General features: G+C 57.9%; 26 protein-coding genes, 1 tRNA gene and 1 pseudogene. 20 read left to right on the top strand and 8 right to left on the bottom strand.

The genetic code is table 11. From position 1 onward, the window contains the following. The coding region (locus BUB44_RS08590) for an Rpn family recombination-promoting nuclease/putative transposase (protein ID WP_073165205.1) at window positions 1-1,032 on the top strand (1,032 nt) is incomplete at its 5' end. A gap of 421 nt (window positions 1,033-1,453) precedes the next feature. Here BUB44_RS08590 and BUB44_RS08585 read toward each other — a convergent pair. Continuing rightward, window positions 1,454-2,407 (bottom strand): RpnC/YadD family protein, encoded by a 954-nt coding sequence (locus BUB44_RS08585; RefSeq protein WP_073165178.1) that lies wholly within the window; start codon window positions 2,405-2,407, stop codon window positions 1,454-1,456. A 313-nt stretch (window positions 2,408-2,720) separates the two neighbouring features. Here BUB44_RS08585 and BUB44_RS08580 point away from each other — a divergent pair, with 313 nt between their 5' ends. After that, a complete protein-coding gene (locus BUB44_RS08580; protein ID WP_073165175.1) occupies window positions 2,721-3,632 on the top strand; it encodes an RpnC/YadD family protein in 912 nt (303 codons plus the stop codon). Window positions 3,633-4,014: 382 nt separating this feature from the next. On the opposite strand, the gene BUB44_RS08570 is transcribed toward BUB44_RS08580, so the two are convergent. The 3 genes from BUB44_RS08570 to BUB44_RS08560 form a co-directional block, all read right to left on the bottom strand. Further along, the gene (locus BUB44_RS08570) at window positions 4,015-4,599 is read right to left on the bottom strand and encodes a biotin transporter BioY (protein ID WP_027357526.1); all 585 of its coding nucleotides are present in this window, start codon (window positions 4,597-4,599) and stop codon (window positions 4,015-4,017) included. Between the two features lie 238 nt (window positions 4,600-4,837). Then, a complete protein-coding gene (locus tag BUB44_RS08565; RefSeq protein ID WP_073165172.1) occupies window positions 4,838-5,812 on the bottom strand; it encodes a biotin--[acetyl-CoA-carboxylase] ligase in 975 nt (324 codons plus the stop codon). Between the two features lie 90 nt (window positions 5,813-5,902). Further along, window positions 5,903-6,244 carry an ArsR/SmtB family transcription factor gene (locus BUB44_RS08560; RefSeq protein ID WP_027357528.1) on the bottom strand — a complete coding sequence of 114 codons (342 nt, stop codon included), beginning with the start codon at window positions 6,242-6,244 and terminating at the stop codon, window positions 5,903-5,905. Between the two features lie 142 nt (window positions 6,245-6,386). Here BUB44_RS08560 and BUB44_RS08555 point away from each other — a divergent pair, with 142 nt between their 5' ends. The 7 genes from BUB44_RS08555 to BUB44_RS08520 all read left to right on the top strand — a co-directional run bounded on the left by BUB44_RS08555 (window position 6,387) and on the right by BUB44_RS08520 (window position 12,990). Further along, window positions 6,387-7,163, top strand: a complete 777-nt coding sequence (locus BUB44_RS08555; RefSeq protein ID WP_073165169.1) for a type III pantothenate kinase — start codon at window positions 6,387-6,389, stop codon at window positions 7,161-7,163. Window positions 7,164-7,171: 8 nt separating this feature from the next. Then, window positions 7,172-8,140, top strand: coding sequence for a tRNA dihydrouridine synthase DusB (gene dusB / locus BUB44_RS08550; protein WP_027357530.1), 969 nt, complete (start codon window positions 7,172-7,174; stop codon window positions 8,138-8,140). Between the two features lie 145 nt (window positions 8,141-8,285). Further along, complete coding sequence (locus BUB44_RS08545) at window positions 8,286-8,810, top strand: hypothetical protein (protein ID WP_027357531.1); 525 nt, start codon at window positions 8,286-8,288, stop codon at window positions 8,808-8,810. Window positions 8,811-8,842: 32 nt separating this feature from the next. Beyond that, the gene (locus BUB44_RS08540) at window positions 8,843-9,952 is read left to right on the top strand and encodes an SDR family NAD(P)-dependent oxidoreductase (protein ID WP_027357532.1); all 1,110 of its coding nucleotides are present in this window, start codon (window positions 8,843-8,845) and stop codon (window positions 9,950-9,952) included. Between the two features lie 159 nt (window positions 9,953-10,111). Beyond that, window positions 10,112-10,585, top strand: a complete 474-nt coding sequence (gene greA, locus BUB44_RS08535) for a transcription elongation factor GreA (protein ID WP_027357533.1) — start codon at window positions 10,112-10,114, stop codon at window positions 10,583-10,585. Between the two features lie 22 nt (window positions 10,586-10,607). Next, complete coding sequence (lysS, locus tag BUB44_RS08530) at window positions 10,608-12,107, top strand: lysine--tRNA ligase (protein WP_027357534.1); 1,500 nt, start codon at window positions 10,608-10,610, stop codon at window positions 12,105-12,107. Between the two features lie 229 nt (window positions 12,108-12,336). After that, window positions 12,337-12,990 (top strand): MBL fold metallo-hydrolase, encoded by a 654-nt coding sequence (locus BUB44_RS08520; RefSeq protein ID WP_027357536.1) that lies wholly within the window; start codon window positions 12,337-12,339, stop codon window positions 12,988-12,990. 141 nt (window positions 12,991-13,131) lie between these two features. On the opposite strand, the gene BUB44_RS08515 is transcribed toward BUB44_RS08520, so the two are convergent. The 4 genes from BUB44_RS08515 to BUB44_RS14995 form a co-directional block, all read right to left on the bottom strand. Then, window positions 13,132-13,434 (bottom strand): transporter suffix domain-containing protein, encoded by a 303-nt coding sequence (locus BUB44_RS08515; protein WP_027357537.1) that lies wholly within the window; start codon window positions 13,432-13,434, stop codon window positions 13,132-13,134. A gap of 162 nt (window positions 13,435-13,596) precedes the next feature. Continuing rightward, a complete protein-coding gene (locus BUB44_RS08510; RefSeq protein ID WP_131821610.1) occupies window positions 13,597-14,526 on the bottom strand; it encodes a hypothetical protein in 930 nt (309 codons plus the stop codon). 118 nt (window positions 14,527-14,644) lie between these two features. Further along, window positions 14,645-15,709: a copper amine oxidase N-terminal domain-containing protein gene (locus tag BUB44_RS08505; protein ID WP_073165163.1), complete on the bottom strand. Its 1,065-nt coding sequence runs from the start codon at window positions 15,707-15,709 to the stop codon at window positions 14,645-14,647. Window positions 15,710-15,943: 234 nt separating this feature from the next. Then, window positions 15,944-16,108: a helix-turn-helix domain-containing protein gene (locus BUB44_RS14995; RefSeq protein ID WP_165611028.1), complete on the bottom strand. Its 165-nt coding sequence runs from the start codon at window positions 16,106-16,108 to the stop codon at window positions 15,944-15,946. Between the two features lie 110 nt (window positions 16,109-16,218). On the opposite strand from BUB44_RS14995, the pseudogene BUB44_RS15980 reads away from it, so the two are divergent. The 11 genes and pseudogenes from BUB44_RS15980 to BUB44_RS08450 form a co-directional block, all read left to right on the top strand. After that, a pseudogene (locus tag BUB44_RS15980) lies at window positions 16,219-16,506 on the top strand (Glu/Leu/Phe/Val dehydrogenase dimerization domain-containing protein); the annotation flags it as partial. Continuing rightward, on the top strand, window positions 16,492-17,331 hold the full coding sequence (locus BUB44_RS08495) for a Glu/Leu/Phe/Val family dehydrogenase (protein WP_341349372.1): 840 nt from the start codon (window positions 16,492-16,494) through the stop codon (window positions 17,329-17,331). The pseudogene BUB44_RS15980 and the gene BUB44_RS08495, both read left to right, overlap by 15 nt. 127 nt (window positions 17,332-17,458) lie before the next feature. Next, window positions 17,459-17,533 (top strand) — tRNA-Asn (locus tag BUB44_RS08490). Between the two features lie 271 nt (window positions 17,534-17,804). Continuing rightward, window positions 17,805-18,275: a CtsR family transcriptional regulator gene (locus BUB44_RS08485; RefSeq protein ID WP_073165157.1), complete on the top strand. Its 471-nt coding sequence runs from the start codon at window positions 17,805-17,807 to the stop codon at window positions 18,273-18,275. A gap of 53 nt (window positions 18,276-18,328) precedes the next feature. Then, a complete protein-coding gene (locus BUB44_RS08480) occupies window positions 18,329-18,850 on the top strand; it encodes a UvrB/UvrC motif-containing protein (RefSeq protein WP_073165154.1) in 522 nt (173 codons plus the stop codon). A 4-nt stretch (window positions 18,851-18,854) separates the two neighbouring features. Further along, on the top strand, window positions 18,855-19,928 hold the full coding sequence (locus BUB44_RS08475; protein ID WP_073165151.1) for a protein arginine kinase: 1,074 nt from the start codon (window positions 18,855-18,857) through the stop codon (window positions 19,926-19,928). 30 nt (window positions 19,929-19,958) lie between these two features. After that, the gene (locus tag BUB44_RS08470; protein WP_073165199.1) at window positions 19,959-22,442 is read left to right on the top strand and encodes an ATP-dependent Clp protease ATP-binding subunit; all 2,484 of its coding nucleotides are present in this window, start codon (window positions 19,959-19,961) and stop codon (window positions 22,440-22,442) included. A 180-nt stretch (window positions 22,443-22,622) separates the two neighbouring features. Further along, the gene (locus tag BUB44_RS08465; protein WP_073165148.1) at window positions 22,623-23,333 is read left to right on the top strand and encodes a histidine kinase dimerization/phospho-acceptor domain-containing protein; all 711 of its coding nucleotides are present in this window, start codon (window positions 22,623-22,625) and stop codon (window positions 23,331-23,333) included. Then, a complete protein-coding gene (locus BUB44_RS08460; RefSeq protein WP_073165145.1) occupies window positions 23,287-23,850 on the top strand; it encodes a sensor histidine kinase in 564 nt (187 codons plus the stop codon). The genes BUB44_RS08465 and BUB44_RS08460 overlap by 47 nt, the downstream gene beginning before the upstream one ends. Window positions 23,851-23,883: 33 nt before the next feature. Continuing rightward, complete coding sequence (locus tag BUB44_RS08455) at window positions 23,884-24,582, top strand: response regulator transcription factor (protein WP_027356993.1); 699 nt, start codon at window positions 23,884-23,886, stop codon at window positions 24,580-24,582. 173 nt (window positions 24,583-24,755) lie between these two features. Continuing rightward, window positions 24,756-26,084, top strand: a complete 1,329-nt coding sequence (locus BUB44_RS08450) for a glutamine synthetase family protein (RefSeq protein WP_073165142.1) — start codon at window positions 24,756-24,758, stop codon at window positions 26,082-26,084. Window positions 26,085-26,109 lie beyond the last annotated feature (25 nt).

Raw genomic sequence — 26,109 nt, 5'->3', positions numbered from 1 at the left:
CTTCTCTCCAGCAAGCGGGCGTTTCTGGAATTGCTCAAGACCTTTGTCCGTGAGGAATGGACGAAAAACATAGACGAAGACAGCCTGGTGCGGGTGGAAAAGTCCTATATCCTGCAGGACTTCAGCGAGAAAGAAGCAGACATCATCTACCGGCTCAAGACGAAAGGCGGCGACGTTATATTCTACGTTCTGCTGGAGCTGCAGTCAACGGTGGACTACCTGATGCCCTTCCGGCTGCTGCTGTACATGGTGGAGATATGGCGGGACATTTACCACAACACGCCGGAGAAGGAGCGGAGGCGCAGGGGATTCAGGCTGCCGGCCATCGTTCCCGCCGTCCTCTACAACGGCAGGAGAAGCTGGACGGCCTGCAGGAGCTTCAGGGAATACCAGGCGGGGCACGAGCGGTTCCCCGGTTACCTGCTGGACTTCTCCTACATCCTTTTCGACGTCGTGCGCTACAGCGAAGAGGACCTGTACGGGGCGGCCAACGTGGTGTCCAGCGTGTTTTACCTGGACCAGACCGTGGATTCCCTGGAGCTGGTAGTCCGGCTCAGGAAGCTCGCCGGCGTACTGAAAGGGATGACTCCGGAGCAGTTTCGTCAGGTGACGGTGTGGCTGAAGAACGTCATCAAGCGCAAATTGCCGGTACGCCTGCGAGAAGAGGTGGAACGCGTGCTGGAGGAAAACGATCCCCGGGAGGTGGAAAAGATGATCACCAACATAGAACGGGCACTGGATGAGATGAAGAAGCAAGCTGTGATGGAAGGCGTATTGAGAGGGAAGGCCGAAGGCAGGGCTGAAGGCGAGGCCATCGGCGAAGCCAGGGGCAAAGTTGAGAAAGCACAGGACGCCATCTGCAAGTACCTCAGGAGTAGGTTCGGCGATGCATCTGCCGGCCTGCAGCAGGAAGTCCGGGAGATGACCAGCCTGGAAGTGCTGGACGGCGTAATGGAGGAATTGTTTGCCGCCAACACCCTGGAAGAGGCGCAGGCCATCATCAGGGACGGCATGGAAAGGTTAATACAGTGAGCGGTGCCAGGCACTTAACTTATTAACGTATTGGGCGTGGGCCTTCCCCGGCAGCTACGCCAGCGGGGGTTTACTTTTCAAGCAGGCCACCCCGGGTTGAGCTCACTTCCAGACCATGGGACTCCTAAAAGTGCCTAAAAGTGCCACGCGAAAAACCAGGAAGTATCTTTCCGCGATCGCCTTCAAGCTGGAAAGCGAAAGTCCCTACCGCCCGCGGCTGGCAAGGGAGGCGGGAGCTTCATCTAAACTTTCGCTGATCAAGTTTTTGAGTAATGGCTCACGGGCGATCCCTGCTACTTCGAGAAGAGGTTCCTTTGCGTTTTGTCCGCCTTTATTTACCTTACTGGCAAAATATGGTTAGAGGGCTAAAAAGAAAGCCCCTCCGCAGGCCACCGGTAGGGCTTTACCTTGTCTCCGGACGTTACACTTCTTCCAAGAGCCGGGCGAACTCCTCGAGGCTCTTCACCCTGACGCTTTTCTTGAGCAGGGAACGGAGCACCGCCGGGTCGTCAATGGCGGCCAGCTTCTTGCCCATACCTTTTTTGACTCGGCCGAAGCGTTCCTCCAGGACTTCCTGGATGTCCCTTTGCAGCGTCTCGATCTCTCCCTCGAGCTTTCCCGCCTTCCTGCCCTTTTCCAGGCCTTCTGCCAGGCCCTTTTCCAGGCCTTCCGCCAGGCCTTCTTTTCGGCCTCTCTCCAGGCCTTCGTTTATCCATTCCTGGACAATACTGGCTTCCTGCAGCATCTCCATTTCCCCCTTGAAAAACTCAAGCAAAAAATCGCGACTGAAGTAGCGCGCCGCCACGGTGATAGCCACCGACAGGGCATCGGCCCGGTGCTTCTCGTCGCCGATGGCCAGGACCAGTTCTCTAGTTCTGGCCAGGGCAGCTTCTTCTTTACCCTTTTCGGCCAGCAGGACGAGCAGGGGAGCGAGCTCCTTCAGCTCGCCGCCGGCAATGGCTTCTTCGTATTCCCAGAGCCTGATGACCCGGTAGGTGAAGGTGTGGACCGCCCTGCTCCGGAAGGTCACGGCATAGGCTTCGGGTAAACGGCGGTATTCCTGCCGCGCCAGGCAAATGACCGCCGAGATGGCCGGTCGCCGGTAGGCGGCGGTCAGGAGCGCGTTGTAGGTGAACATCCGTTCCGGCAGGTCGGTCTCGTGCTGGAGCTGGAATTCGAGGTGCAGCAGGTACTCCTGGTCATCCAGGCGCAGGCCGTAGACGAAATCGAGCCGCCTTTCCGGGAGGTTGATCTCCGGGTTTTCGATGGTGGCCACGGCCACCCCTTCTGTGGAGTCCAGGACAAGTTTGACAAAGGGTTTCGGGTAACGGCGGGTCAAAGCCTTGAGACTCCGGTCAATGACATTAACGGCCAACTATCCCAGTCCTCTCAACGGCAGGCACAACGGCAGGCAATTAAATCTTGCGTGTATATTATATCATGCCGCGGGCGGCGGCAGGAAGATGGAATTGACGGTGCCAGGCACTTAACTTATTAACGTATTGGGCGTGGGCCTTCCCCGGCAGCTACGCCAGCGGGGGTTTACTTTTCAAGCAGGCTACCCCGGCATCCCGCCGTACCAGATCCCCGTTCCGTGTGGTATAATTCAGGAAAGGAGATAAGCTAATTTTTTTTTTAGAGGCTGGTGGGATCTTACGAGTTATCCAGAAGAGGGTGAATGAACGTAAATGCCCGGGATAGACATACCAATAAAGCGGCTGTTCCAGCGCCGGCCCGCCGACTGGGCCAGATACGTGCAACCGGACTGCAGGGAAGAATGGGTAAGGCCCTATAAAACGGAGTACACCCCCAAAAAGGAATCCCGGCTGGATAACGTACTGGAAATAGATGACCCCAGCAGCCCGTACCTGCTTCACTTCGAGCCTATGGGCTACCGCGACGAGGCGCTGCCGGCCCGCATGCTGCGCTACCGTAGCGACATATGGGAGGCCACGCTGGCTGGCGGCAGGGGCACCCCGTCCATACGCCAGGTGGTGATGTTTTTCTACAAGGAAGACGACAACGGGCTGCACCGGTTAAGTGACCGGTGGGATACGGGAGGGCTGGAATATTCCTATACGGTGATCCGGGTGTGGGAAGAGCGCAGGCAACCGGTGATAACCGCCAAACTGGTGGGGCTTTACCCCCTGCTGCCGTTGATGAAAGGCGATGATGCAAAGGAAAGCCCCGAGCAGGCACTGAAGAAATGTATAGACGCCGTGCAGGAAATAGAGGACGAATCACTGCGGCAGGACCTGCTGGCGGCCATGGCGATACTGGCCGGCGGTAAGTACCCGCCGGACCTGGTACTATCGATGATAAGGAGGGAAATGGTCATGGAATCACCGATTTTCCAGGAGTGGGTCAGGGAAGAGCGCGCCGAGGCAGAGGCCAGGGGTAAGGTTGAAGCAAAACAGGACGCCATCTGCAAGTACCTCAGGAGGAGGTTCGGCGATGCATCCGCCGGCCTGCAGCAGGAAGTCCGGGAGATGGCCAGCCTGGAAGTGCTGGACGGCGTCATGGAGGAACTGTTTGCCGCCAACACCCTGGAAGAGGCGCAGGCCATCATCAGGGACGGCATGGAGAGGTTTATGCAGTGAGCTGTGCCAGGGTGCCGGGCACTAAATTTACTAACGCACTGGCAGTGGGCCTTCCCCGGCAACTGTTCCGGCGGGGATTTGGGGGCTGGGGGGTTCTCCAGGAACTGGACCGCTTCACGATAATGGGGGTCGTCTGCGTAGGCGTGGGCGTAAAAAAAGCTGGTATCCACAAAAATCTGCCGCAACATATCACGTCCTGTAAAGAGCTTCATCCAAACTTTCGCTGGTCAAGTCTTTAAGCAATGGTTCCCGGGCGATTCCGGCCACTTCAAGGAGAGTAAATGAACGAAAACTGCATGGTCAGGGCAATTTCCGGGCCGGGGCAATAAAAACTGCCCCGGCCCCTTCTTGTGCGCCCGGCGGCGGTAAAGCCTGCCGGGGCCTAACCGGAGCGGCCGGCGCTCTCGCTGCTGAAGCCGTGCAGCCGCCGGTAGACCAGCCGGGCCAGTACGGCGGCCAGGACGGCCTTGAGCAGGTCGAAGCCGATGAAGGGGAAGAAGCCGATCTTGAGCACCTGCAGGGCGGAGAAGGTTTGGCCCAGGTAGAAATTCAGGATCACGTAGAGGTAGGGCAGGCCGATGAGGTAGATCACCGCCAGGCCGGCGGCCATGGCCAGGAACAGCCGGGCCACGCCCGGGTCCTTTTGTTTGGGAGCCAGTGCCCCCGTCACCCAGGCACCGCCGATGAAGCCCAGCAGGAAGCCGAAGGTGGGCTTGAGCAGGTAAGCCGGGCCGCCGAAGGGGGCCGTCTCAAAGACCGGCAGGCCGGCAAGGCCCAGCAGCACGTAGACTAGCATGCTTAAAGCCGCCACCCGGGCGCCCAGAAGCCCGCCGGCCAGCATGACCACGAAGGGCACCAGGCTGAAGGGTACGTAGGGGGTGATGAAGAAACGGGACAGCATGGCTGCCACGGCCGCCAGGGCGGCGAAGAGGGCAGCCAGGGCCATGTCGCGGGGGGATAGTTTCATGGCGGGTACCTCCTTCAAGATTATTTAAGCAGTTGTTTGAACTGCCGGCAGTATCCCGGCCCGCCGGGCGCAACGGAACGGGGGGCCGGGCGGGGCGGCGGGGAAGAGGGGGGGTAGTTAAGTTTAAGGCAGGGGCTGCCGGGTGAACGGTTAACCATAGAAATATATATGGTTAACCAAAGGGGTGCAGTAACCTCTCCCGCCCGTTACGGTGAGGGGATGCCCTCCGCGCGGGGCCCTACCTGGTCCGCAGGCTCACCTCCCCGCTGACCACCTTTTTGCGCTCGCCGCCGGGCAGGCGCAGCAGCAGCGAGCCGTCGGGGGCTACATCCTCAGCCCAGCCCTCCCAGCTTTCCTTCCAGGTGAACACCTTCACCGGCCGGTGCAGGGTCACGCTCATCTCCTTCCACCGGGCCAGCACCGGGGCAAACCCTTCCCTCTCCCAGAGGGTGTACCAGTATTCCAGTTCGGCCAGCAGATCCTGCAGCAGGGCCACCCGGGAAACCCTCCGCCCCGTTTCCGCCAGCACCGAGGTGGCCGTTTCCCGGAGCTCCGGGGGGAACTGGTGGCGGTCAATGTTGACGTTGATGCCCATGCCGGTGATTAGGTAGTTGACCCTTTCCATCTCGGCGGAGAGCTCGGTTAGAATGCCGCAGATTTTTTTCTCCCCCACCAGCAGGTCGTTGGGCCACTTGATACCGGCCTCCACCCCCGTCACCCGGCGCAGCGCCCGGGCCACGGCCACTGCCGCCAGCATGGTCAGGGGAGGGGCGTCCATGGGGTTCACCGCGGGGCGCAGGATCACCGAACACCATATGCCCAGGCCGTGGGGGGAGAACCAGCCCCGGCCCATCCGCCCCCGGCCACCGGTCTGCTCTTCGGCCACCACCAGGGTGCCGGCGGGGACTCCGCGGGAGGCCAGCTCCCGGGCCGTGCGGTTGGTGGACTCCACCCGGTCGTAGTGGTAAATTTTGTGCCCCAGGAAGGCTGTGGCCAGGCCCCGGGTGATTTCCGCCGGGTAGAGGCGGTCCGGGACGCTCACCAGGCGGTAGCCGGCGTGGGGCACGGCCTCGATGTCGTAACCCGCCCCCCGCAGGGCCTGGATGTGCTTCCATACCGCCGTGCGGGAAATGCCCAGGCTCCGGCAGATGGCCTCGCCGGAAACAAAGTCGGGGTATCCGTTTTTCAGCAGTTCCAGGACCCGTTCCTTCAAGAGCCGGCACCTCGCAGGATCAGCTGGAATTTCCCTCTAAAAATTTTAAAACCGCCGCCTCAAGTTGTCAACCTGTGCGCCTTAAATGGTTTACCGCAGGCCGTCTTTTTTCTTCCGCAGGCCCTTCAGGGTGGTCATGGTATCCTCCACCTGCGACACCAGCACCCCGTCCAGCAGGTCGAGGATCTGGAAAACCTCCGGGTACTTCACCCGGTAGTTCACCCGCAGGCCCTCCTTGCGGGAGTCGACGATGTCCAGTTTTTTCAGCACCGCCAGGTGCTGGGATACGTTGGACTGCTCCATATCCAGCTCCTCAATGATCTCGCAGACGCACCGCTCCCCCTGCCGCAGGCACTCCAGGATGCTCACCCGGGTGGGGTGGGCCAGGGCCTTTAAAATGTCCGCTTTCATGCGGGGAATGCGCTCATCCACTGCGGTCAACCTCCGGTTTGCTATAATAATTATTATTTCATAATATCATAATTTTTTTCCCGCGGCCACTTCTGCCGCGGACATTTTATTGCGGTGCCCGCGGCCCTCTGGTAGAATTACTCTGAAAAGGAGTGAAAAGGCGATGATCCTGGTATTTGACGTGGGGAATACCAATATCGTTCTGGGGGTATATAAAGGCCAGGAGCTGCTGGAACACTGGCGCCTGTCCACCAACCCCCACCGGACGGCCGATGAATACGGTTTGCTGCTCCGGGACCTCTTCCAGTACGCGGGCATTTCCCGCCGGGATATCAGGGCCCTGGTGATCTCGTCGGTGGTGCCCCCCCTGATGCTGGCCCTGGAGCAGATGAGCGAGAAGTATTTCGGGGTCAGGCCCCTGGTGGTGGGGCCCGGAATTAAAACGGGCCTGGCCATTAAATATGACAACCCCCGGGAGGTGGGGGCCGACCGCATTGTCAACGCGGTGGCGGGGTACGAGCTGTACGGCGGACCGCTGATCATTGTGGATTTCGGCACGGCCACCACCTTTGACGCCATCTCGGCCAGGGGGGAATACCTGGGCGGGGCCATCGCCCCGGGTATCGGCATTTCCACCGAGGCCCTCTTCGCCCGGGCCGCCAAGCTGCCCCGGGTGGAGCTGGTCAGGCCGCCGTCGGTTATCGGCAAGAATACCGTCAGCAGCATGCAGGCGGGGATCATCTTCGGCTTTGTGGGGCAGGTGGATGAAATAGTGCGCCGGATGAAAGCCGAGCTGGGGGGAAACCCCACCGTGCTGGCCACCGGGGGGCTGGCCGAGCTCATCGCCCGGGAGTCCCGCACCATCGACCGGGTGGATCAGCTGCTCACCCTCAAGGGCCTGCGCCTGATCTACGAGCGCAATCTGCCGGCGGTGAAATGACGGTGAGGATGAAGATTGGCAGCGTGGAACTGGCCAACCGGGTAATTGCCGCCCCCATGGCCGGGGTCACCGACCGGGCCTACCGCATCCTGGCCCGGGAGGCCGGCTGCGGGCTGGCCTTTTCGGAGATGATCAGCGACCAGGCCTTGATTTATGGCAACCCCCGCACGCTAGTCATGCTCGAGCGCGGGGGGGAAGGCGGGCCCCTGGCCGTGCAGATTTTCGGCTCCAACCCCGGGTACATGGCCCGGGCGGCGGAGATTGTGGCTGCCGCGGGTGCCGACATTATCGACATCAATATGGGCTGCCCCACGCCGAAAATCGTCAAAAACGGCGAGGGGGCGGCCCTGATGAGGAACCCGGAACTGGCCGCCGAAATTGTCTCCCGGGTGGCGGCCCGGGTGAAGGTGCCCGTAACGGTGAAAATGCGCAAGGGCTGGGATGACGAGCATGTGAACGCCGTTGAGCTGGCCCGCCTGGTGGAGGCGGCCGGAGCCGCGGCGGTGACCGTACACGGGCGCACCAGGGCCCAGTTTTACAGCGGCCGGGCCGACTGGGAGATCATCCGCCGGGTGAAGGAGGCGGTGAGCATCCCGGTGATCGGCAACGGGGATGTGCGCACGCCCCTGGACGCCAGGAGGATGCTGGAGGAGACGGGCTGCGACGGCGTAATGATCGGCCGCGCCTCCATGGGCAACCCCTGGATTTTTTCCCGCACGGTGCATTACCTGGCCACCGGCGAGCTCCTGCCCGAACCCGGCTGGGAGGAAAAGGTCCGCACCGCCCTGCGGCACCTCGACCTCCTGGTTGCCTTCAAGGGGGAGCACATCGGGGTGCTGGAGATGCGCAAGCATGCTGCCTGGTACCTGAAGGGCCTGCGGGGGGCCGCCCGGCTGCGGGAGAAAATAAACCGGGCCGCCACGGTGGAGGAAATGAGGCATATATTAACGGGGATCCTGGCAGGGGATGGCCCGTAAAACAGCCGGTGCTGCTGCCGGCTTTTTTTTGTTTGTGGGATTTTCTGCCTTGCCCTGGAGGAAAAGCGCTGATAAAATAAATTGTACACAAAAATGTGCACATATTTAATTCCCTGCCGGTATATAATGGGTGGTGTGGTTTTCCGTGGACCTTATCCGCATTGGCGACAAGATCATCAGCCGCCGGCGCATTGACCGCTGCATCTCCAGAATGCTGGAGCTGCGGGCCATGGGCCTTTCCCAGGCGGATGTGGCCGGGCGCCTGGGTGTGGACCGGACGCTGGTGAGCCGGCTGGAGGGGCTGGGGGAAGTGCGCAAGGGCCGGCGGATTGCTGTTATTGGTTTTCCCATCAAGAACAAGGAGGAGCTCCGTTCCGCCCTGGAAAAGGAAGGGGTGGATTTCGTGCTCCTGATGACCGATGCCGAACGCTGGGATTTTTTGCGCCGCAGGAGCGGCCTGGAGCTGTTCAACACCCTCATGGAAATGATAGCCACCGCCCACGGCTACGACCAGGTGGTGGTTATCGGGTCCAGCAGGAGAATAAAAATATTTGAGGCGGTGCTGGATAAGCCCGTCATCGGCTACGAAATCGGCGAGTCGCCCATCCAGGAAGACAGGTACGTCAACCCGGATGAGATTGTCGAACTGGTCCGGGCGGTCAGGCATTGAAACCACCATAGAGTGAATTCGAGGTGAGCCCTGTGGAAAAATTCGCGTTCATCATTCACCCTCTGGACGTCCGGGATGTGGCCAGGAAATTCCCCTTTACCCGTTACCTTCCCGGGCGCTGGGTGGAAAAGGCCTTTCAGATGATACCTCCCATGAAGGTGTCCCATATTACCGGGGTGAAGACACCCTGCGGGGAAGCGGAAGGCTGGTTCGTGGCCTGCCCCCTGACCGCCAGGCAGATGCTGGAGCTTCCGGAGGATTTTGTGCTGGAGCGGATAATACAGGCGGGGCGCGTGGCCGAAAAGCTGGGGGCCGGCATTGTCGGCCTGGGAGCCTTTACTTCCGTGGTGGGAGATGCGGGCATAACCGTGGCCAGAAACCTGAATATAGCCGTGACCACGGGTAATAGCTATACTGTGGCCACGGCCATCGAAGGGACGAAGGAAGCGGCCCGCCTGATGGGGCACGACCTGCGCCGGGCGCATATTGTGGTGCTGGGCGCCACCGGTTCCATCGGCAGTGTTTGCGCCCGCATGCTGGCCCGGGAGGCCACCAGGATGACCCTGGTGGCCCGGGAAAAGTCCAGGCTGGAACAGCTGGCGGCAAAAATTCTTTATGAAACCGGCCTGGCGGTATCCATTACCTCCGACGTGAAGAAGGCCCTGCGGACGGCCCAGGTGGTGATAGCCGTTACCAGCGCGGTGGACACCCTCATCGGGCCGGAGGACCTCCTGCCGGGGGCTGTGGTGTGTGACGTTTCCCGCCCCCGCAATGTGAGCCGCCAGGTGGCCGAGCAGAGGGACGATGTGCTGGTCATTGAGGGGGGCGTGGTGGAGGTGCCCGGGGAGGTCAATTTTAACTTCAATTTCGGCTTTCCGCCCGGCACGGCCTACGCCTGTATGTCCGAGACCATGATCCTGGCCCTGGAGAAGAGGTATGAGAATTTTTCCCTGGGGCGTGACATAACCATTGAACAGGTGGAGGAAATCAGGGCCCTGGCCCAAAAACACGGCTTCAAGCTGGCCGGTTTGCGCAGCTTTGAGCGGGCCATTGATCCCCGGGAAATCGAGCGCATCCGGGCCCGGGCCGAAAGCCGCCTTAACGCGCTGGGGGAGCAGCAACTTGTGGGGGTAGCCCCTTGACAAAGGGAAAAACCCTACTTATAATTGGGGGAAAGGTTGCTGGTAACCATGGGCACTGCAATGAGTCCGTTCATTGCAGTGCTTTCAGTGTCGTTGGGGGAGTGGGCTTTTGCCCCGGGTGCAGGCCCGGGCAGAGAAGTGCAAAGGAGTCGATAAAAAGTGAAGGAAAAAGAAGTAATTCTAACCCGCGAAGGCCTGGAGAAGCTGGAAAAAGAGCTGGAAGAGCTTAAAACCACCCGCCGCCGCGAGGTAGCCGCCCGTATCAAGCAGGCCATTGAGTTTGGAGATATCAGTGAAAACTCGGAATACGAGGACGCCAAAAATGAACAGGCCTTTATAGAAGGCCGCATTTTAACCCTTGAGCAGATGCTGCGCAACGCCAGGGTTATCGACGATGAGCGGGCGGGAACCGATGAGGTGACCCTCGGTTCCACTGTCCTCCTCAAGGACCTGGAATACGGCGATGAGGTGGAATACACCATTGTTGGCTCCGTGGAGGCCGATCCCGGAGCTCATAAAATTTCTAACGAGTCTCCCGTGGGCAAGGCCATCCTGGGCCAGCGCAAGGGGAGCATCGTGGAGGTTTCCGTGCCTGCGGGCCTGTTGAAATACCAGATACTGGACATACGCTAAAGGGAAGAGCCGGAGGAATGATATGTCGGATAAGGAAAGCACAGAACTCAGAACGGACGATTTAAACGAATTGATGCGCGTGCGCCTGGAAAAGATGGAGGAATTAAAGGCCCGGGGGATTGAGCCCTACGGTGGTCGCTACCCCCGCACCCACCTTGCTGCCTGGATTGTCGAGCACTATGACGAGTGCGAGGGGCAGGAGGTGAGGATTGCCGGACGCCTGATGGCCCGGCGCGGTCACGGCAAGGCCAGTTTCGGCAACCTCCGGGACGTTTCGGGTCAAATCCAGATCTACCTGCGCCAGGATGACGTGGGTGCCGAAACCTATAACCTTTTTCAGCGGCTGGATATAGGGGATATCATCGGTGTGCGGGGCCGGGTTTTTAAAACCCGGACCGGTGAAGTTACCGTAGCCGTGGGGGAGCTGACCCTGCTGGCCAAGTCCCTGCGCCCCCTGCCGGAAAAGTGGCACGGTTTAAAGGACGTGGACCTGCGCTACCGCCAGCGCTACCTGGACCTGATCGTCAATCCCGGGGTAAAGGAAACTTTTGTCATCCGCAGCCGGGTGATCCATGCAATACGCAATTTCCTGGAAAGGCGCGGATTCCTGGAAGTGGAGACGCCCATGATGCACCCCATCGCCGGCGGGGCGGCAGCCAGGCCCTTTATCACCCACCACAACGCCCTGGATATGGATCTGTACCTGCGCATTGCCCCCGAACTTTACCTCAAGCGCCTGCTGGTGGGGGGGTTTGAAAAGGTTTACGAAATAAACCGGAACTTCCGCAACGAGGGCATATCCACCAAGCACAACCCGGAATTCACCATGCTGGAGCTTTACCAGGCCTATGCCGACTATCACGATATGATGGACCTGACGGAAGAAATGATCTCCACCGTGGCCTCCGAGGTGCTGGGCACCACCACCATTACCTACCAGGGGGTGGAGATCAACCTGGCGCCGCCCTGGAAGAGGCAGACCATGCTGGAGGCGGTGGAGGAGCATACCGGTCTTGATTTCAACCGGTACCGGGAAGACGGGGAACAGGCCCGCCGGGCAGCCCGGGAACTGGGGGTGGAGGTGGAGGAAACGGACGGCTGGGGCACCGTCTTAAACAAGGTGTTCGAGGAGAAGGTGGAGCCGCAGCTGATCCAGCCCGTTTTTATCCTGGACTACCCCATTGAAATTTCACCCCTGGCCAAGCGCAAAGAGGATGACCCCGCCCTGACGTACCGGTTCGAGCTGTTTATTTACGCCCGGGAGATGGCCAATGCCTTCTCCGAGCTCAACGATCCCCTCGATCAGAGGGCCCGCTTCCTCAAACAGCTGGAGAAGCGCCGGGCGGGGGACGAGGAGGCTCACATGATGGACGAGGATTACCTTACCGCCCTGGAGTACGGCATGCCCCCGGCGGGCGGCCTGGGCATCGGCATCGACCGGCTGGTCATGCTGCTGACCGACTCCCCGTCCATCCGGGATGTGATCCTCTTCCCCTTAATGCGGCCGCGGGAGCAGCCATAAAAAAGCTTCCTGTGCCTTCTGCCGCACCGGCCCTGCGTGCTTACATACGCCCGGAAGCGGCCCGGGTCATATGGCCCGGGCTGCTTTTTTCCCGCAGGTCAGGAGGATTACGGCTTCCGGAAAGAGAAAGAATATTCAATAAAGTGCGGCCGGCGCAGTTACTGCATTTTGGGCCAGCTCAGGCCGGCTTTCCTGCTAATCTGACTCTAATAGATAAGGAGGGTTATGGATGAAGTTCCAGTGGCTCGGCCATGCGTGTTTTTTAATAACCACGGAAGGCAATACCAGGATAGTGACCGACCCCTTTGATGAAACGGTGGGTTATCCCCTCCCCCGTATTCCGGCGGATATTGTCACCGTCAGCCACCAGCATTTTGATCATAACGCCGTGAAAACGGTTCCCGGTAACCCGAAGGTGGTGCAGGAGGCGGGGGAACATGTTTTCGGCCAGATCAAGATCACGGGGCATAATTCCTACCATGATAAGAAACAGGGCAGCCAGCGGGGTAACAATATCATCTTCGTGGTGGAAAGTGAAGGGCTGAGGGTATGCCATGTGGGGGACCTGGGCCACCTGCCGGATAAGGCCCTGGTGGAGGCGCTGGGGCCGGTTGACGTTTTAATGGTTCCGGTGGGGGGCTACTATACCATTGATGCCGGCGAGGCGGCGGAGCTGGTCAGGCTGCTGTCCCCGCCCTATGTTCTGCCCATGCATTACAAGACCGCTTATGTCGATTTCCCCATAGCGCCGGTAACTGATTTTCTCAAAATGTTCCCCGGCTACGGTGAACAGGAAGAACTGGTGGTGGACAGAAGTAATTTACCCCGCCAGACCACGGTGGTAAAACTGAACTTGTGGAAAACCGCCCCTGAAAACCTGTAGCCCTGTGTTGTGGTTCGAGCGGGGCATCGCCCCATAGGGCGATAATTATACCCAAATACGGCTGCTATTGTACGTGACAATGACGCCACTTACCGGCGTTACCGGTTGGCGCATTTTGTTAAAAATGTGACATAGTAATTCTTACCTGGAGTCAGTTTTCTTTTTAAACCAATGCAATGGATTCAGGTATTTTCTATATTTCATGACAATTTCTCTCCCTAGTATAAAACCGCCAAGCCAGAACGATGCTTCTCCTGAAATAACAAGTATTGAGGATATTAATGCTTTTGTACTTACTGTATAAGGGGTAAAGGGTACAAGTAATAAAGCACCATAGAAAACACAAGAGAGAATAACCAGGGAAATACCAACTTTCTTTAACCATGACCTGTTTGAAATATTCATTTTTTGTAAGTTTATTTCTCCTTGATTTTGGTCTGTCATCAGTTGTTTCCCCCTTATGGAAGTGAAATTCATTTTTAAAATTAAAAAGATCGTTAAATCCTTTGGGATTCATTGTAATATAAAATTACTGCAAATAACAATGAAAATGCGCAGCAAGAAAGCCCGTTCTCCTTTGGCCAGTGAGGAGGCCGGGCTTTCCCATCAGTGTTCCTCCTCTTCGCGAAGATCGCCCCGGAAGTAGACCAGATCCGCTTCCGCGGCCCAGATGTCTTTGTCCACGGCCAGCACAATGTCCCCGGAGGGCCGCAGGCGCACCATCTTCTCCCGCCTCTCCACTATCCACAGCACTTCGTCCGCCAGGTGCCACTCTCCGGGAGCACCCAGGTCTCCCCGGTGAAAACGTTCGTGCTCGTAGTACTTTGCACCCGGGCGCAGCCTTACCTCCCGCGCGGTGCGGTAATTTTCCGGGGTAACCGGCACGGTGGCGGCGGCCCTCAGCCAGCCGGCTCTTTCCCGCCCGGTTTCGTAAACGTTAACCTGCGCCCAGTACCACTGTTCCCCGGCCGCCTCTTTTACCGCCAGCACTTTCACCACCGCTCCCGGTGATAAAGCATGGTACGGCGGTGCAGCAGCTTCGGGCCGGCTGTACAGCGGGGTAGCCGTGGCAACCAGCCGCCGGGGCGCTTTCCCGGGATCAGCAGGGAGAACGTCCGGGTTCACCACGTGAATGTAAGCGTAAGTACCCACCCCGCTGTTGACGCGAAATTTCGGGTCGGCGGCGAGAAAATAATAGTTTCCCGCCGGCAGATCAGGGGGAATTTTTACCCGGGCGTGATTATCTTTCAGCCGGCCGTAGTTTTTCACCAGGCCGATCCCCGGGCAGGATAAACCCAGCGCCAGTTCCGCCTTGATTTCGTGCAGGCGGTCGCTTTTTAAAGCGACGGAAACCTCGTCGCCCGGCTTGACTATCAGGGGCGAAGCTGCGAGGTAAATGCCTTGCGGGCTAATTTCTTCCGGATGGGGGGCGGCTGCTTCCTCCTGTACGTTACCGGGCCGGCAGCCGCTCAGAAAAGCCAGAGCAAAGATTACCGCCAGCAGCCAATGGTTTAAGCAGGTTTGCCTTCCCCTCATGAAATCACCATCATCACAAATAAAAATCTTGAGAGGGACGTAAGGCCAATCCAATTTACACCTGGCCAGGGCCAACCCCGGGCACAACTGGCTAAAGAACTCTCCTGTCACAGGACTGCTATTTAATTTTTACGATATAGGTCAGCTTATGGTTCGGGGTTCTGCTGGTGTCAATGTTATAGACCGGTTCACCTTTTGTATCTATCTCAACCAGCAGGGAAGGTCCCTGGATGGCGGCAGTGCTTTTCAGGGCGGCGCCGTAGGGGAAGTCTTCCTTCAGAAGATCCTCATTGGCCACAGGTTCTTGAGCCGGCAGCGCCCGCCAGGAAATCCTTTCAATCAGCGGGTGATCAGGTTTGAGCTCGCCCTCGCTGCTTTTTGGACAACGCACGCCGTAGATGCGGACGGTTAAACCGTCGTGCCGGCGGTCAACGACAGTAAAAGGCCTTTTATGCCCTCCGGCCAGCACCTGCTCCGGGGCAACGGCCAGCTCCAGGGCAACCGCTCCGTCTTTTAAGCTTACGCCTTTAAAAACGTGCTCCCAGGCTCCGCTCGCCCCGAAAGCGACGGAGCGCGTAAGGTATAACTCTTCCCGGGACAATTTTTTGTTTTCCACATCGTAGCGCAAAAGGTAGGGGAAGCTGTAATCGCCGCAATCACCGCCTCCTTTGGCGACAAAGACAAGTTCGTTATTCCGGGCTTCTTTGAATCGTGCGTTTTCCATAAAATCGACGATCAAATCTTTTTCGCCCGTCTCTGCGTCGCAAAGGAAGTAACTGTAATCCATATTCCAGGCGTGCTCCAGTAAAAAACGGTGCTCGCCCACCCGCCAGAGCTTTTTCACTTCTCCTTCCGCGTCCGGCGCGGGCTTGAACTCGCCTCCGGCCCGGTCAAGAGAACTGGCCAGTTGACCAGGCCAGTCGCCGGTAACCACTTTTACGGTCCGGCTTCCGGCATCCCAGGCTACCTTAGCTCCCAGGGCTTCGGCAACCTCCCTGACCGGCGCCACGGCACGCCCGTCAATTAACTGGGGCGGGACGTCCGGGCTGATTTCCTTACCGTCTACCACGAGCCTGACGGCCTTTTCGGCAAAGGCCGTTCCCGCAACAAGGAAAATTATTGCGGTTATCGCCAGCAGTAAGAAGATAAATAACTTAAACTTGGGCTGAGTTCTAGACGACATCATTCGTCTTCACCCTTTTAATATTTCATTAATATTTCAACGCTTGACTTATTAATTATGACGGATAACACTGAAAAAGGTTCCCGCAATGTAAAAATTTTTTTCGGAAGTTAACCATGCGAAAGCCACCAAGAATAAATTTTCGAGGATTGCTTGCGCAATTCCATGGTCTTGCTTATTGAACATTCATTTATGATTATGAAGAAAAGGGGTTGGTTCGCCCCCTACTATCTTCTACAGCCCGTATTGTTTCAGCTTGCGGTAAAGGGTGATGCGGCTGATGCCCAGCAATTTGGCCAGCTGGCCTTTACTCATGGTGCCTTCCTCAATTTTTTTAACGTAGGCGGCCAGAATATCCTTTTCGATGTTGACTAGCCGGGATTTCAATAGTGAAAGCATAACCATCACCCCGGCATGTCTAAATCCCAGATTGAGATCCTATTTTGTTACAGATGGCCGGCAGATTGTCGCCGGCTCTAATTCCTGTCCCCGGCTGAAGGGTCCAGCATAACAGCGCCCTGGGACCGGCAAAGGGCGGCATACGTTTTCATCCTGACGTCACCCTGGAAGAAGTGAAGGCGCTGGCCATGTGGATGACCTTCAAATGTGCGGTGGTGGGCCTGCCTTACGGAGGGGGTAAAGGCGGGGTGGTATGCAATCCCAAAGAACTCTCGCCAGGCGAACTGGAGAGGTTGAGCCGGGGATACGTGCGGGCTGTTGCCGAGATTTTAGGTCCTGAGAAAGATATCCCGGCGCCGGATGTGTATACCAATCCCCGGGTCATGGCCTGGATGATGGATGAATTCAGCCGCTATAAAGGATACAACGAGTTTGGTGTTATTACCGGCAAGCCGCTGATCGTGGGCGGATCGGCGGGCCGCAATGAAGCTACCGCCCGGGGGTGTGCCATTGTAGTGCGGGAGGCGGCCAAGATGCTGGGGATACCCCTGGCCGGGGCTGCGGTGGCCGTACAGGGTTTCGGAAACGCCGGCAGCATTGTGGCCCGGCTGCTGCACGAAATGGGCTGCCGCATTGTCGCCGTTGTGGATTCCACCGGCGGGGCCTGTAATACCGCCGGCATGGACCCGGTAAAACTGCGTGACCATAAGACAAAAACCGGTTCTGTAAAGGGTTTCCCCGGCAGCAAACCCATTTCCTCCACCGAACTGCTCACCCTGGACTGCGATATTCTGGTGCCGGCGGCGCTGGAAAACCAGATTACCGCCAGTGTGGCCGGGCAGGTCAGGGCAAAGATTGTGGCCGAGGCGGCCAACGGCCCCACCACACCGGAAGGCGACCGGATATTGAATCAAAAGGGAATTTTTGTTATACCTGATATCCTGGCCAGTGCGGGAGGGGTTACGGTCTCCTATTTTGAATGGGTGCAAAACAACATGGGATATTACTGGACTGAGGAAGAGGTAAACCGCCGTCTTGAGGAAATTATGGTGCGCGGTTTTCATGAAGTGGTGGCCATGCGCAAGCTGGGCAGGGATGTGGATATGCGCCTGGCTGCCTACATGGTGGCGGTCAAGAGGGTGGCCGAGGCTATGGAAGTGCGCGGCTGGCTGGGCAGGGCGGCCCGTCTGGCTGCACCGCGGGTGGAGGTCCTGCCAGCTTGACATGTAATCCTGTCCTTTTAAAGTAACTGCAAAACTGAATTCTGGTCATGCTCCAGACACGAGGCGTTAAAAAGGGCTTGACGGGTGAAGGAGAGTTTAGTATAATAAGCAGTGGCACTGAGGTTATTCCCCGATAGCTCAACGGTAGAGCATCCGGCTGTTAACCGGAGGGTTGTAGGTTCGAATCCTACTCGGGGAGCCATGGCAAAAGAGAGCATACCTGTGAAACCACAGGTATGCTTTTTGTTTTATGTGTACTTTTTTATTTTGGGGGATAAATCCGTATAATAAACTGGAATCAGGTAAAAAATCGAAAAATAAAGCGCCCGGGGGATCCAGATTTTACAGGCAGGCTATGGCTGCCAGAAATTTTCTCTAAAAGTTTTTCCCGGCGCTTGTATTTTTTCAGGCCGATCTGTCTATAATAAAGGTGAAAGTCAGTCAAGGTCAAAGTTAAGGGAGGGTGGGGGTGGTTGTCGAACATCTCGGATCTCATTGAACGCTACCTGAAGGAATTACTGGCCGCCAGCGCCCGCGGGATGATCGAGATCCGGCGCAATGAACTGGCCGAGCAGTTTAATTGCGTTCCCTCCCAGATCAATTACGTCCTGGCCACCCGCTTTACCGTGGAGCACGGCTTTCTGGTGGAAAGCCGGCGGGGTGGCGGCGGTTACGTGCGGATTATGCAGTTGCCCCGGGACCAGAGGCTGGATTCCCTCAGCCAGCTGCTGAATCTGGTGGGCAGGGAAATATCCCAGCGGCGGGCGCAGGCGATCATTGAGCGGATGCGGGAAGAAAAGCTGATCACCGACCGTGAATCCCGGATGATGCAGGCGGTGATCGACCGGGAAGTGCTGCGCCTGGGCCTGCCGGCCCGGGACCAGCTGCGGGCTATGATCCTGCGCGCCATGATTATAAGTTTGCTGGGTCAAAAAGGTGAATAAAACGGGCATCCGGGGAATACTTTTGCCGGTGCCCCAAAAGGAGGTTGAAGTGGATGGAATGCGAACGCTGTCACCAGAGACCGGCTACGGTCCACTGGACGGAAATCATCAACAATGAAAAGCGGACCATGCGCCTGTGCGAGCAGTGCGCCCGTGAGCTGCAGGCCCAGGCCATGGGCTTTTTCCCTCAGATAAACCTGCATAATTTTCTGGCCGGGCTGCTGCACAATGAGTTCGGCTTTCCCACCACCGGCCCTGCGGTGGCTCCGGCGGGAGCCCGCTGTGAGGCCTGCGGCCTGACGGAGGCCCAGTTTGCCCGCCAGGGATTGCTGGGGTGCGGGGAGTGCTACCGCTATTTTGGCCCCCGGCTGGAGCCCGTGTTCCGGCGGATCCACGGGAATACCCGGCATACGGGCAAGGTGCCCGAGCGTACCGGCGGTAAAATGCGGGTAATCAACCGCCTGGAGCGGCTGAAGGCCCAGCTGCGGGAAGCCGTCAGCCGGGAGGAGTTCGAGCGGGCGGCGGAATTGCGGGATGCCATCCGGGAGCTGGAAAAGGAGCTGCGGGAGGGATAAGGTCATGTCCATCAGAGAAACTGTGAACAATCCCCACAGTCACTGGATGGATGGTACGGGTCCCGAATCGGATATAGTCATCAGCAGCCGGGTGCGGGTGGCCCGGAACCTGGCCCACCTGCCTTTTCCCCACCTGCTCACCCGGGAAAAGGCCGAAGACGTGATCCACGCCGTGCAGACGGCCATAGAAAACAGGGTTTTCCGGGAAAAAATGGGCAGGATGGAATTAACGCGCATGAACGAATTGACACCTGTGGAAAGGCAGATACTAGTAGAAAAACACCTGATCAGCCCTGATTTGCTGGAGAATTTCGAGCGCAAGGCGGTGGTGCTGCGGGACGACGAAGTGCTCAGCGTGATGGTCAACGAAGAAGACCACCTGCGCCTGCAGTGCCTGCTGCCCGGCCTGCAGTTGAACAGGGCCTGGGAGCTGATCAGCCGCCTTGACGACGCCCTGGAGGCGACCCTGGATTATGCCTTTGATGAAAAGCTGGGTTACCTCACGGCCTGCCCCACCAACGTGGGTACGGGCCTGCGCGCTTCGGTGATGCTGCACCTGCCCGGCCTGGTGATGGTCAATCAAATCAAAGGGGTTCTGGACACCATTACCAAGCTGGGGTTAACCGTGCGCGGGCTTTACGGTGAGGGTACCGAGGCCAAGGGGAACCTGTTCCAGGTCTCCAACCAGGTTACCCTGGGGCAGGCGGAAGAGGACATAATTGCCAACCTCATCTCGGTAACCCGCCAGCTGCTGGAGCAGGAAAGGGCGGCCCGGCAGGCCCTCTTCCGGGAGCGCCGCGAGCAGCTGGAGGATCGGGTGGGGCGGGCCTACGGCCTGCTGAAGCATGCCCGGGTGATGACCTCCGAGGAAGCCATGAGCCTGTTTTCCGACCTGCGCCTGGGTATTAATATGGGGATCATCAAAAATATCCCGGCCCCGCTGACAATTGAATTGATGGTTCTTACCCGGCCGGCCTTCCTGGTAAAGGTTACGGGTAAGGATTTGAGTCCTGTGGAGCGGGATATATACCGCGCCCAGTTGATCCGCAAAAAACTTTCGGCTGCTCAGCAATCGTAAATAAAACAAGCAGGAGGTGTTGTGACGATGTTGTTCGGGCGTTTTACGCAGAGGGCGCAAAAAGTGCTGTTTTTAGCGCAGGAAGAGGCCAGGAGGCTTAATTATCCATACGTAGGTACGGAACATCTTTTGCTCGGGCTGATCCGGGAAGGGGAGGGCGTGGCCGCCAAGGCCCTGGCCAGCCTGGGCATTGAAGCCGATAAAGTGCGGTCAGTGGTGGAGCAGATGGTGGAAAAGGTCTCCGGTCCCATGCCGCAGGAAATTCCCCTGACTCCGCGGGCCAAGCGGGTACTGGAGCTGGCTGTGGATGAGGCCCGGCGCATGGGCCACAGCTACGTGGGTACGGAGCACCTCCTCCTGGGTCTGATCCGGGAGGGAGAGGGTGTGGCCGCCAGGGCTCTGATGTCTCTGGGGGCGGACCTGAACAGGGTGCGCGGTGTGATCCTGCAGATGCTCGGAGGTATGGCGGGAGGAGCGGCCATGGGGCAGCCGGGTGCGGCCAGACCCCAGGCTTCCAGCACGCCCACCCTGGATCAGTTCGGCCGGGATCTGACGGCCCTGGCCCGGGACGACAAGCTGGATCCCGTGGTGGGGCGGGAGAAGGAGATCGAGCGGGTCATCCAGATCTTGAGCCGCCGCACCAAGAACAACCCGGTGCTCATCGGTGAGCCGGGGGTGGGTAAAACCGCCATTGCCGAGGGTCTGGCCCAGCGCATTGTGCAGGGCAACGTACCGGAGGTGCTGCTCAACAAGCGGGTGGTCACCCTGGACCTGGCTTCCATGGTGGCCGGCACCAAGTACCGGGGCGAGTTCGAGGAACGGATTAAAAAGGTTATTGACGAAATCGTCAGGGCCGGCAACATCATCGTTTTCATCGATGAGCTGCACACGTTGATTGGCGCCGGTGCGGCGGAGGGGGCCATCGATGCGGCTAACATCCTGAAGCCGGCGCTGGCCAGGGGCGAGCTCCAGTGCATCGGGGCCACCACCCTGGACGAGTACCGCAAGCACATTGAGCGGGACCCCGCCCTGGAGCGGCGCTTCCAGCCCATCATGGTAGAGGAGCCCACGGTGGAGGAAACCATCGCCATCCTGAAGGGGCTGCGGGATAAGTACGAAGCCCATCACCGGGTGCGGATAACCGATGAGGCCCTGGAAGCGGCGGCCAGGCTTTCCGACCGCTACATCACCGACCGGTTCCTGCCGGATAAGGCCATCGACCTGGTGGATGAGGCCAGTTCCCGGGTACGCCTGCGGGCTTTTACCGCCCCGCCCAACCTCAAGGATCTGGAGAAGAGGATTGAGGAAATCCAGAAAGAAAAGGAAGCGGCCGTCAACAACCAGGAGTTTGAAAAGGCCGCCCAGCTGCGGGATCAGGAGCAGCAGTTGAAGAAAGAACTGGAAGCCCGGCGGCAGGACTGGCAGGCGGCCAGGGGCAAGGAAGAACTGGTGGTTACCGAGGAGGATATCGCCCAGATTGTCAGCAGCTGGACCGGCATCCCGGTGAAGAAGCTGGCCGAAGAGGAAACCGAGCGCCTGCTGCGCCTGGAGGAAATCCTGCACCAGCGGGTAGTGGGCCAGGACGAGGCGGTGCGGGCCGTGGCCCGTTCAGTGCGCCGGGCGCGGGCGGGTCTGAAAGATCCCAGGCGGCCCATCGGTTCCTTCATCTTCCTGGGTCCCACCGGTGTGGGTAAAACCGAGCTGGCCCGGGCGCTGGCCGAGGCCCTTTTCGGCGACGAGGATGCCCTGGTGCGCCTGGATATGAGCGAGTACATGGAGAGGTTTGCCGTCTCCCGGCTGGTGGGCGCACCCCCGGGCTACGTGGGTTACGAGGAGGGCGGCCAGCTGACCGAAGCGGTGCGGCGCAAGCCTTACACCGTGGTGCTGCTGGACGAGATTGAGAAAGCCCACCCGGATGTGTTCAACATCCTCCTGCAGGTCCTGGAAGACGGTCGCCTGACCGATGCCAAGGGCCGGACGGTGGACTTCCGCAACACGGTGATCATCATGACCTCCAACGTGGGGGTGCACACCCTGCGCAAGGAAGGGACGTTGGGCTTCCGCACCGAACAGGAGAGGGAAGCCAGCTACGAGCGCATGAAGGAGCGGGTAACCGAGGAGTTGAAGCGCACCTTCCGGCCGGAATTTTTAAACCGCATCGACGAGATCATCGTCTTCCACTCCCTGACCGCCGAGCACATCAAGGAAATTGTGGGCCTGATGCTCAAGGAAGTGGCCGCGCGGATGAAAGAACACGATGTGGAAGTGGAGTTTACTGAAGCGGCTAAAGAAATTCTGGCCAGGGAAGGTTTCGATGAAACCTACGGGGCCAGGCCTTTACGCCGGGCCATCCAGCGCCTGGTGGAAGACCGCCTCTCCGAGGAGCTCCTGAAGGGTACCTTCCACAGGGGCGACCGGGTGGTGGTGGACGGCGAAAACGGCCAGATTGTGGTGCGCAGGGCCGGTGACGGCCAGGCAGCGGGTGGGGTACCGGCAAATGCGCAAAGTGAATAATACCGCCTGAAAAGGCAGGGGGGACCGGTAAGGAGGTGCGATTTTCCCGCACCTCCTTTTCCCATTCTCACAAGTGCCTCTTTTATAGCCGGGCCGGACGTGCTGCCGGAAGGAGGATATTGATACAGGATATCGAAAAATAAATAAAAAACTCTATTCAGGTTAGCCGGAGATGGTCCTGTGCCGGAGCAAATTTTAAAACCGGATTACCTGTTGGATATTTGCATCAAAATGCTTTACCTGGCCGGAAGAATCGTCAGGGAAAAGGGCAATTTCGAGCGGGTTCCCCGCTGGCTGGCGGAGATTTTGGGAGCCAGCGGTTCGGCGCTGGGTATTGTGGTGGCCAGGCAGTGTTTAGTATATTTCGCCCGGGTCGACCAGGAAAGCAGGTCCGGCTGCCTGGAGGTTGCGGTGGACGTGCTCTGGTGTTCCCGCCAGAACTCACCTGGAAATGGTGATGTGCCGTGCCACATATTCGACTGCCCGGTAAGACAGAAGGTAATGGAAGGGTGCGGCCGGTCCGACCTGGAGGTAACCTGTTTCCCCATGGAGGACAGGAAGGGATTCTTAATGGTCTATGGGGAAGCGCTGCTGCTGAATTCCTATCCCATTACGGAAATACTCAAGGCGGTAACCCATTTTATCGCCTGCAGTCTGGATGTTGACGGGAGATCGCGGGAAGCCGCTTCTTATTTCCTCCCTTCCGAAGATATGGCCCAGTTGTGGTCGGAAATGCTGGCCGGGCTATCCCATGACTTGAGAACGCCCCTGGCCTGTATTAAAGGCTATATCACAACTCTAATGCGGGAGGACGTTACCTGGGACCATGCCACAACGGGAGTTTATGGAAATCATTGTAGAGGAAACGGATCATATCGAGAACTTAATTGATAACCTGCTGGATTCCGCTACTTTCAGCTGGAAGGGCGGAATTGAACTGAAAAAGGAACCCGTTTCTATACCGCAAGTAGTCAGAAAGGTGCTCACGGACCCGTCGTTTCGCATTAAAAATCACCAGTATACCGTTTTTTTTCCTGAGGATTTCCCCCTGGTGGAAGCGGATCCGATCAGGATCGAGCAGGTGCTGCGAAACCTTGTGGATAACGCGGTCAAATATTCCATGGAACGTACGCAAATCACAATTAAAGGAGAGGTAAAGCCCGGGGAGGTTGTTGTTTCAATTACCGATCAGGGTATTGGTATTGATAGCGAGCATTTAAAATGGCTGTTTGAAAAATTTTTCCGGGCGGCAAGGGGTATCCGGGAAAACAAACAGGGGATGGGGCTGGGATTGCCTCTGGCCCGGCAGATCATAGTAAGCCACGGGGGCCGGATCTGGGCAGAAAGCAAGTTAAACCAGGGAACAACCTTTTACTTTACACTGCCCCTGGAGCAGCGGGCGTCTTAAGGGCAATTCTTGATAAAGACCGGGTGGATTGAAATGAAGCGTAAAACAATCCTGGTAGTGGATGATGAACCCCGCCTCGTGCGATTGGTTAAGGTTAACCTGCTGGCCAGTGGTTACCAGGTGGATACGGCCGCCGACGGGAAAACCGCCCTTGAAAAGCTGGAATCTTCCCATTATGACCTGTTGATTCTTGATATCATGCTTCCCGGTCCATTGAATGGATTTGAGGTATGTAAGAGAATCCGTGAGTTTTCCGATATCCCCATAATTATGCTTACGGGAAGGGCCCGCGAGCAGGACCGGATCCGTGGTTTTGACGCGGGAGCCGATGATTATATCACCAAGCCCTTCAGCGTTGAGGAGTTATTGCTCCGTGTGAAGGCCATCCTCAGGAGAACCCACCCGTCAGAAGAATTTCCCAGGGGCACGTCCCTTAAAGTGGGAGACCTGGTGATCAATTTTGCTCAAAGGCGGGTCTTTGTCAGGGGAAGGGAAGTAAGGCTCACCGCTACGGAGTACCAGGTCCTGTACCACCTGGGCTGTCACGCGGGAAAGGTCATCACCCATGAGGATTTGCTCACCCGGGTCTGGGGCCCCGAGTACCGCAATGAACTGCACTACCTGCGCAATTACATCAGCAGCCTGCGAAAAAAGATCGAGGACGACCCCGGCAATCCCAGGTATATTCTGAGCAAACACGGCGTTGGCTACTATCTGGTATCAGACCTTTAAAAAAATATGCATCCAGTAGAAACTCTGCCAGGTAACGGGCGGAGTTTTTGTGTTTTTATGAAATTTTTATGTTTATATGTCCCTTTTTTATGATTTTTTGACGCCGGATTATTTACATTAAAACCAACCAGCCGGATGTTTCACTTAAGAACAATAATCTTCAGGAGGTTGCCATGCTTACCCGTGAAGATGTCAGGGAGAAAGCCAGGCAGGAAAGGGTGAAGTTCCTGCGCCTCCAGTTTACCGACATTTTCGGCACTTTTAAAAATATCGCCTTGACCCTGGATGATCTGGAACAGGCGATGGCCGGCAGGATTTCTTTCGACAGCTCTGTGGTTGATGGACTGGTCAACAGCCAGGAACGGGCCATTATCCTGCAGCCCGATCTGTCGACTTTCCTGGTGCTTCCCTGGCGTCCCCGTGAAGAAGCGGTGGCCCGTTTTATCTGTGATGTGCTCAATCCCGACGGTACTCCTTATCCCGGGTGTTCGCGCAACGTTCTGAAAAAGGTGCTGGCTGAAGCCGAACGGATGGGGCTGGAAATAATGGTTGGGATGGAGGTGGAATTTTACCTCTTCTACACCGACGATAGCGGTAACCCGACCACCAGTACCCATGACCATGCCGGGTTCTGCGACCTGACCCCGCTTGACCTGGGCGAAAATGTCCGGCGGGACATGGTGCTGACCCTGGAAGAAATGGGGATTGAGGTTGGCTTCAGCCATCACGAAAAAGGGCCGGGCCAGCATGGGATCACCCTGAAACCGGATAGCGCCCTGGTTATGGCAGATAAGCTGGTAACCTTCAAATTTATCGTGCGCACCATTGCCCAGCGGTACGGCCTTCACGCTTCCTTCATGCCCAGGCCGCTCAATGATCGGCCGGGGTCAGCGATGATCCTGCACCTGTACCTCCGGCCAAAGGGGGCCGGCTTTATTAACGGGGTTGGGAAACCCCTGCCGCCCGGCCGGGAAGCCGGCCATTTTGTCGCGGGAATTCTGGCCCATGCCCGGGCCAATGCTGCCATTACCAACCCACTGGTTAATTCTTATAAAAGGCTGTTCCCCGGTGACCTGACCATGCCAGTGCATGTGGCCTGGTCGGAAGACAGCCGCCATACGGTGCTGCGCGTTGCTGCTCACCCCGGCCGGGAAACGCGGGTGGAAGTGCGTAATCCGGATCCTGCCTGTAACCCGTATCTTGCGCTGGCTTTAATCTTGAAAGCGGGACTGGAGGGGATGCGGCAGCAGCTTCAACTACCTCCCCCGCTGAATAAAAACATTTTGCTCACCGATGATGGCCAGTGCAAGGGTACACGCCCTGCCTGCCTGCCGCGGACCCTGGATGAGGCCCTGCGGGAACTGGCCTGCGACCAGGTGGCCAGGGCTACGCTGGGTGAGTATATTTACCGCATTTATGCCAGGGCCAAGGCAGAAGAGTGGGAACGTTTCCAGATATATGTTCATCCCTGGGAACTGCAGGAATATCTCCTGCGCTTTTAGCAGCCAATTCCAGAACATAAGGGGG

Source organism: Desulfofundulus australicus DSM 11792 (genome assembly GCF_900129285.1).
In the GTDB taxonomy this organism is placed as follows: Bacteria; Bacillota; Desulfotomaculia; order Desulfotomaculales; family Desulfovirgulaceae; genus Desulfofundulus; species Desulfofundulus australicus.
Note: the sequence above shows the minus strand (reverse complement) of the source record. Positions and strands in the feature narration are given on the sequence as shown.

Bases quoted from the DNA above. Each gene is read 5' to 3' on its own strand.
- BUB44_RS08520 (WP_027357536.1), top strand. From the start codon at position 12,337: ATGAAGTTCCAGTGGCTCGGCCATGCGTGTTTTTTAATAACCACGGAA.
- BUB44_RS08555 (WP_073165169.1), top strand. From the start codon at position 6,387: ATGATCCTGGTATTTGACGTGGGGAATACCAATATCGTTCTGGGGGTA.
- BUB44_RS08510 (WP_131821610.1), bottom strand. From the start codon at position 14,526: ATGAGGGGAAGGCAAACCTGCTTAAACCATTGGCTGCTGGCGGTAATC.
- BUB44_RS08505 (WP_073165163.1), bottom strand. From the start codon at position 15,709: ATGTCGTCTAGAACTCAGCCCAAGTTTAAGTTATTTATCTTCTTACTG.
- BUB44_RS08460 (WP_073165145.1), top strand. From the start codon at position 23,287: ATGGAAATCATTGTAGAGGAAACGGATCATATCGAGAACTTAATTGAT.
- BUB44_RS08580 (WP_073165175.1), top strand. From the start codon at position 2,721: ATGCCCGGGATAGACATACCAATAAAGCGGCTGTTCCAGCGCCGGCCC.
- dusB (WP_027357530.1), top strand. From the start codon at position 7,172: ATGAAGATTGGCAGCGTGGAACTGGCCAACCGGGTAATTGCCGCCCCC.
- BUB44_RS08455 (WP_027356993.1), top strand. From the start codon at position 23,884: ATGAAGCGTAAAACAATCCTGGTAGTGGATGATGAACCCCGCCTCGTG.
- BUB44_RS08450 (WP_073165142.1), top strand. From the start codon at position 24,756: ATGCTTACCCGTGAAGATGTCAGGGAGAAAGCCAGGCAGGAAAGGGTG.
- BUB44_RS08515 (WP_027357537.1), bottom strand. From the start codon at position 13,434: ATGACAGACCAAAATCAAGGAGAAATAAACTTACAAAAAATGAATATT.
- lysS (WP_027357534.1), top strand. From the start codon at position 10,608: ATGTCGGATAAGGAAAGCACAGAACTCAGAACGGACGATTTAAACGAA.
- BUB44_RS08495 (WP_341349372.1), top strand. From the start codon at position 16,492: ATGGCCTGGATGATGGATGAATTCAGCCGCTATAAAGGATACAACGAG.
- BUB44_RS14995 (WP_165611028.1), bottom strand. From the start codon at position 16,108: ATGCTTTCACTATTGAAATCCCGGCTAGTCAACATCGAAAAGGATATT.
- BUB44_RS08475 (WP_073165151.1), top strand. From the start codon at position 18,855: ATGTCCATCAGAGAAACTGTGAACAATCCCCACAGTCACTGGATGGAT.
- BUB44_RS08480 (WP_073165154.1), top strand. From the start codon at position 18,329: ATGGAATGCGAACGCTGTCACCAGAGACCGGCTACGGTCCACTGGACG.
- BUB44_RS08570 (WP_027357526.1), bottom strand. From the start codon at position 4,599: ATGAAACTATCCCCCCGCGACATGGCCCTGGCTGCCCTCTTCGCCGCC.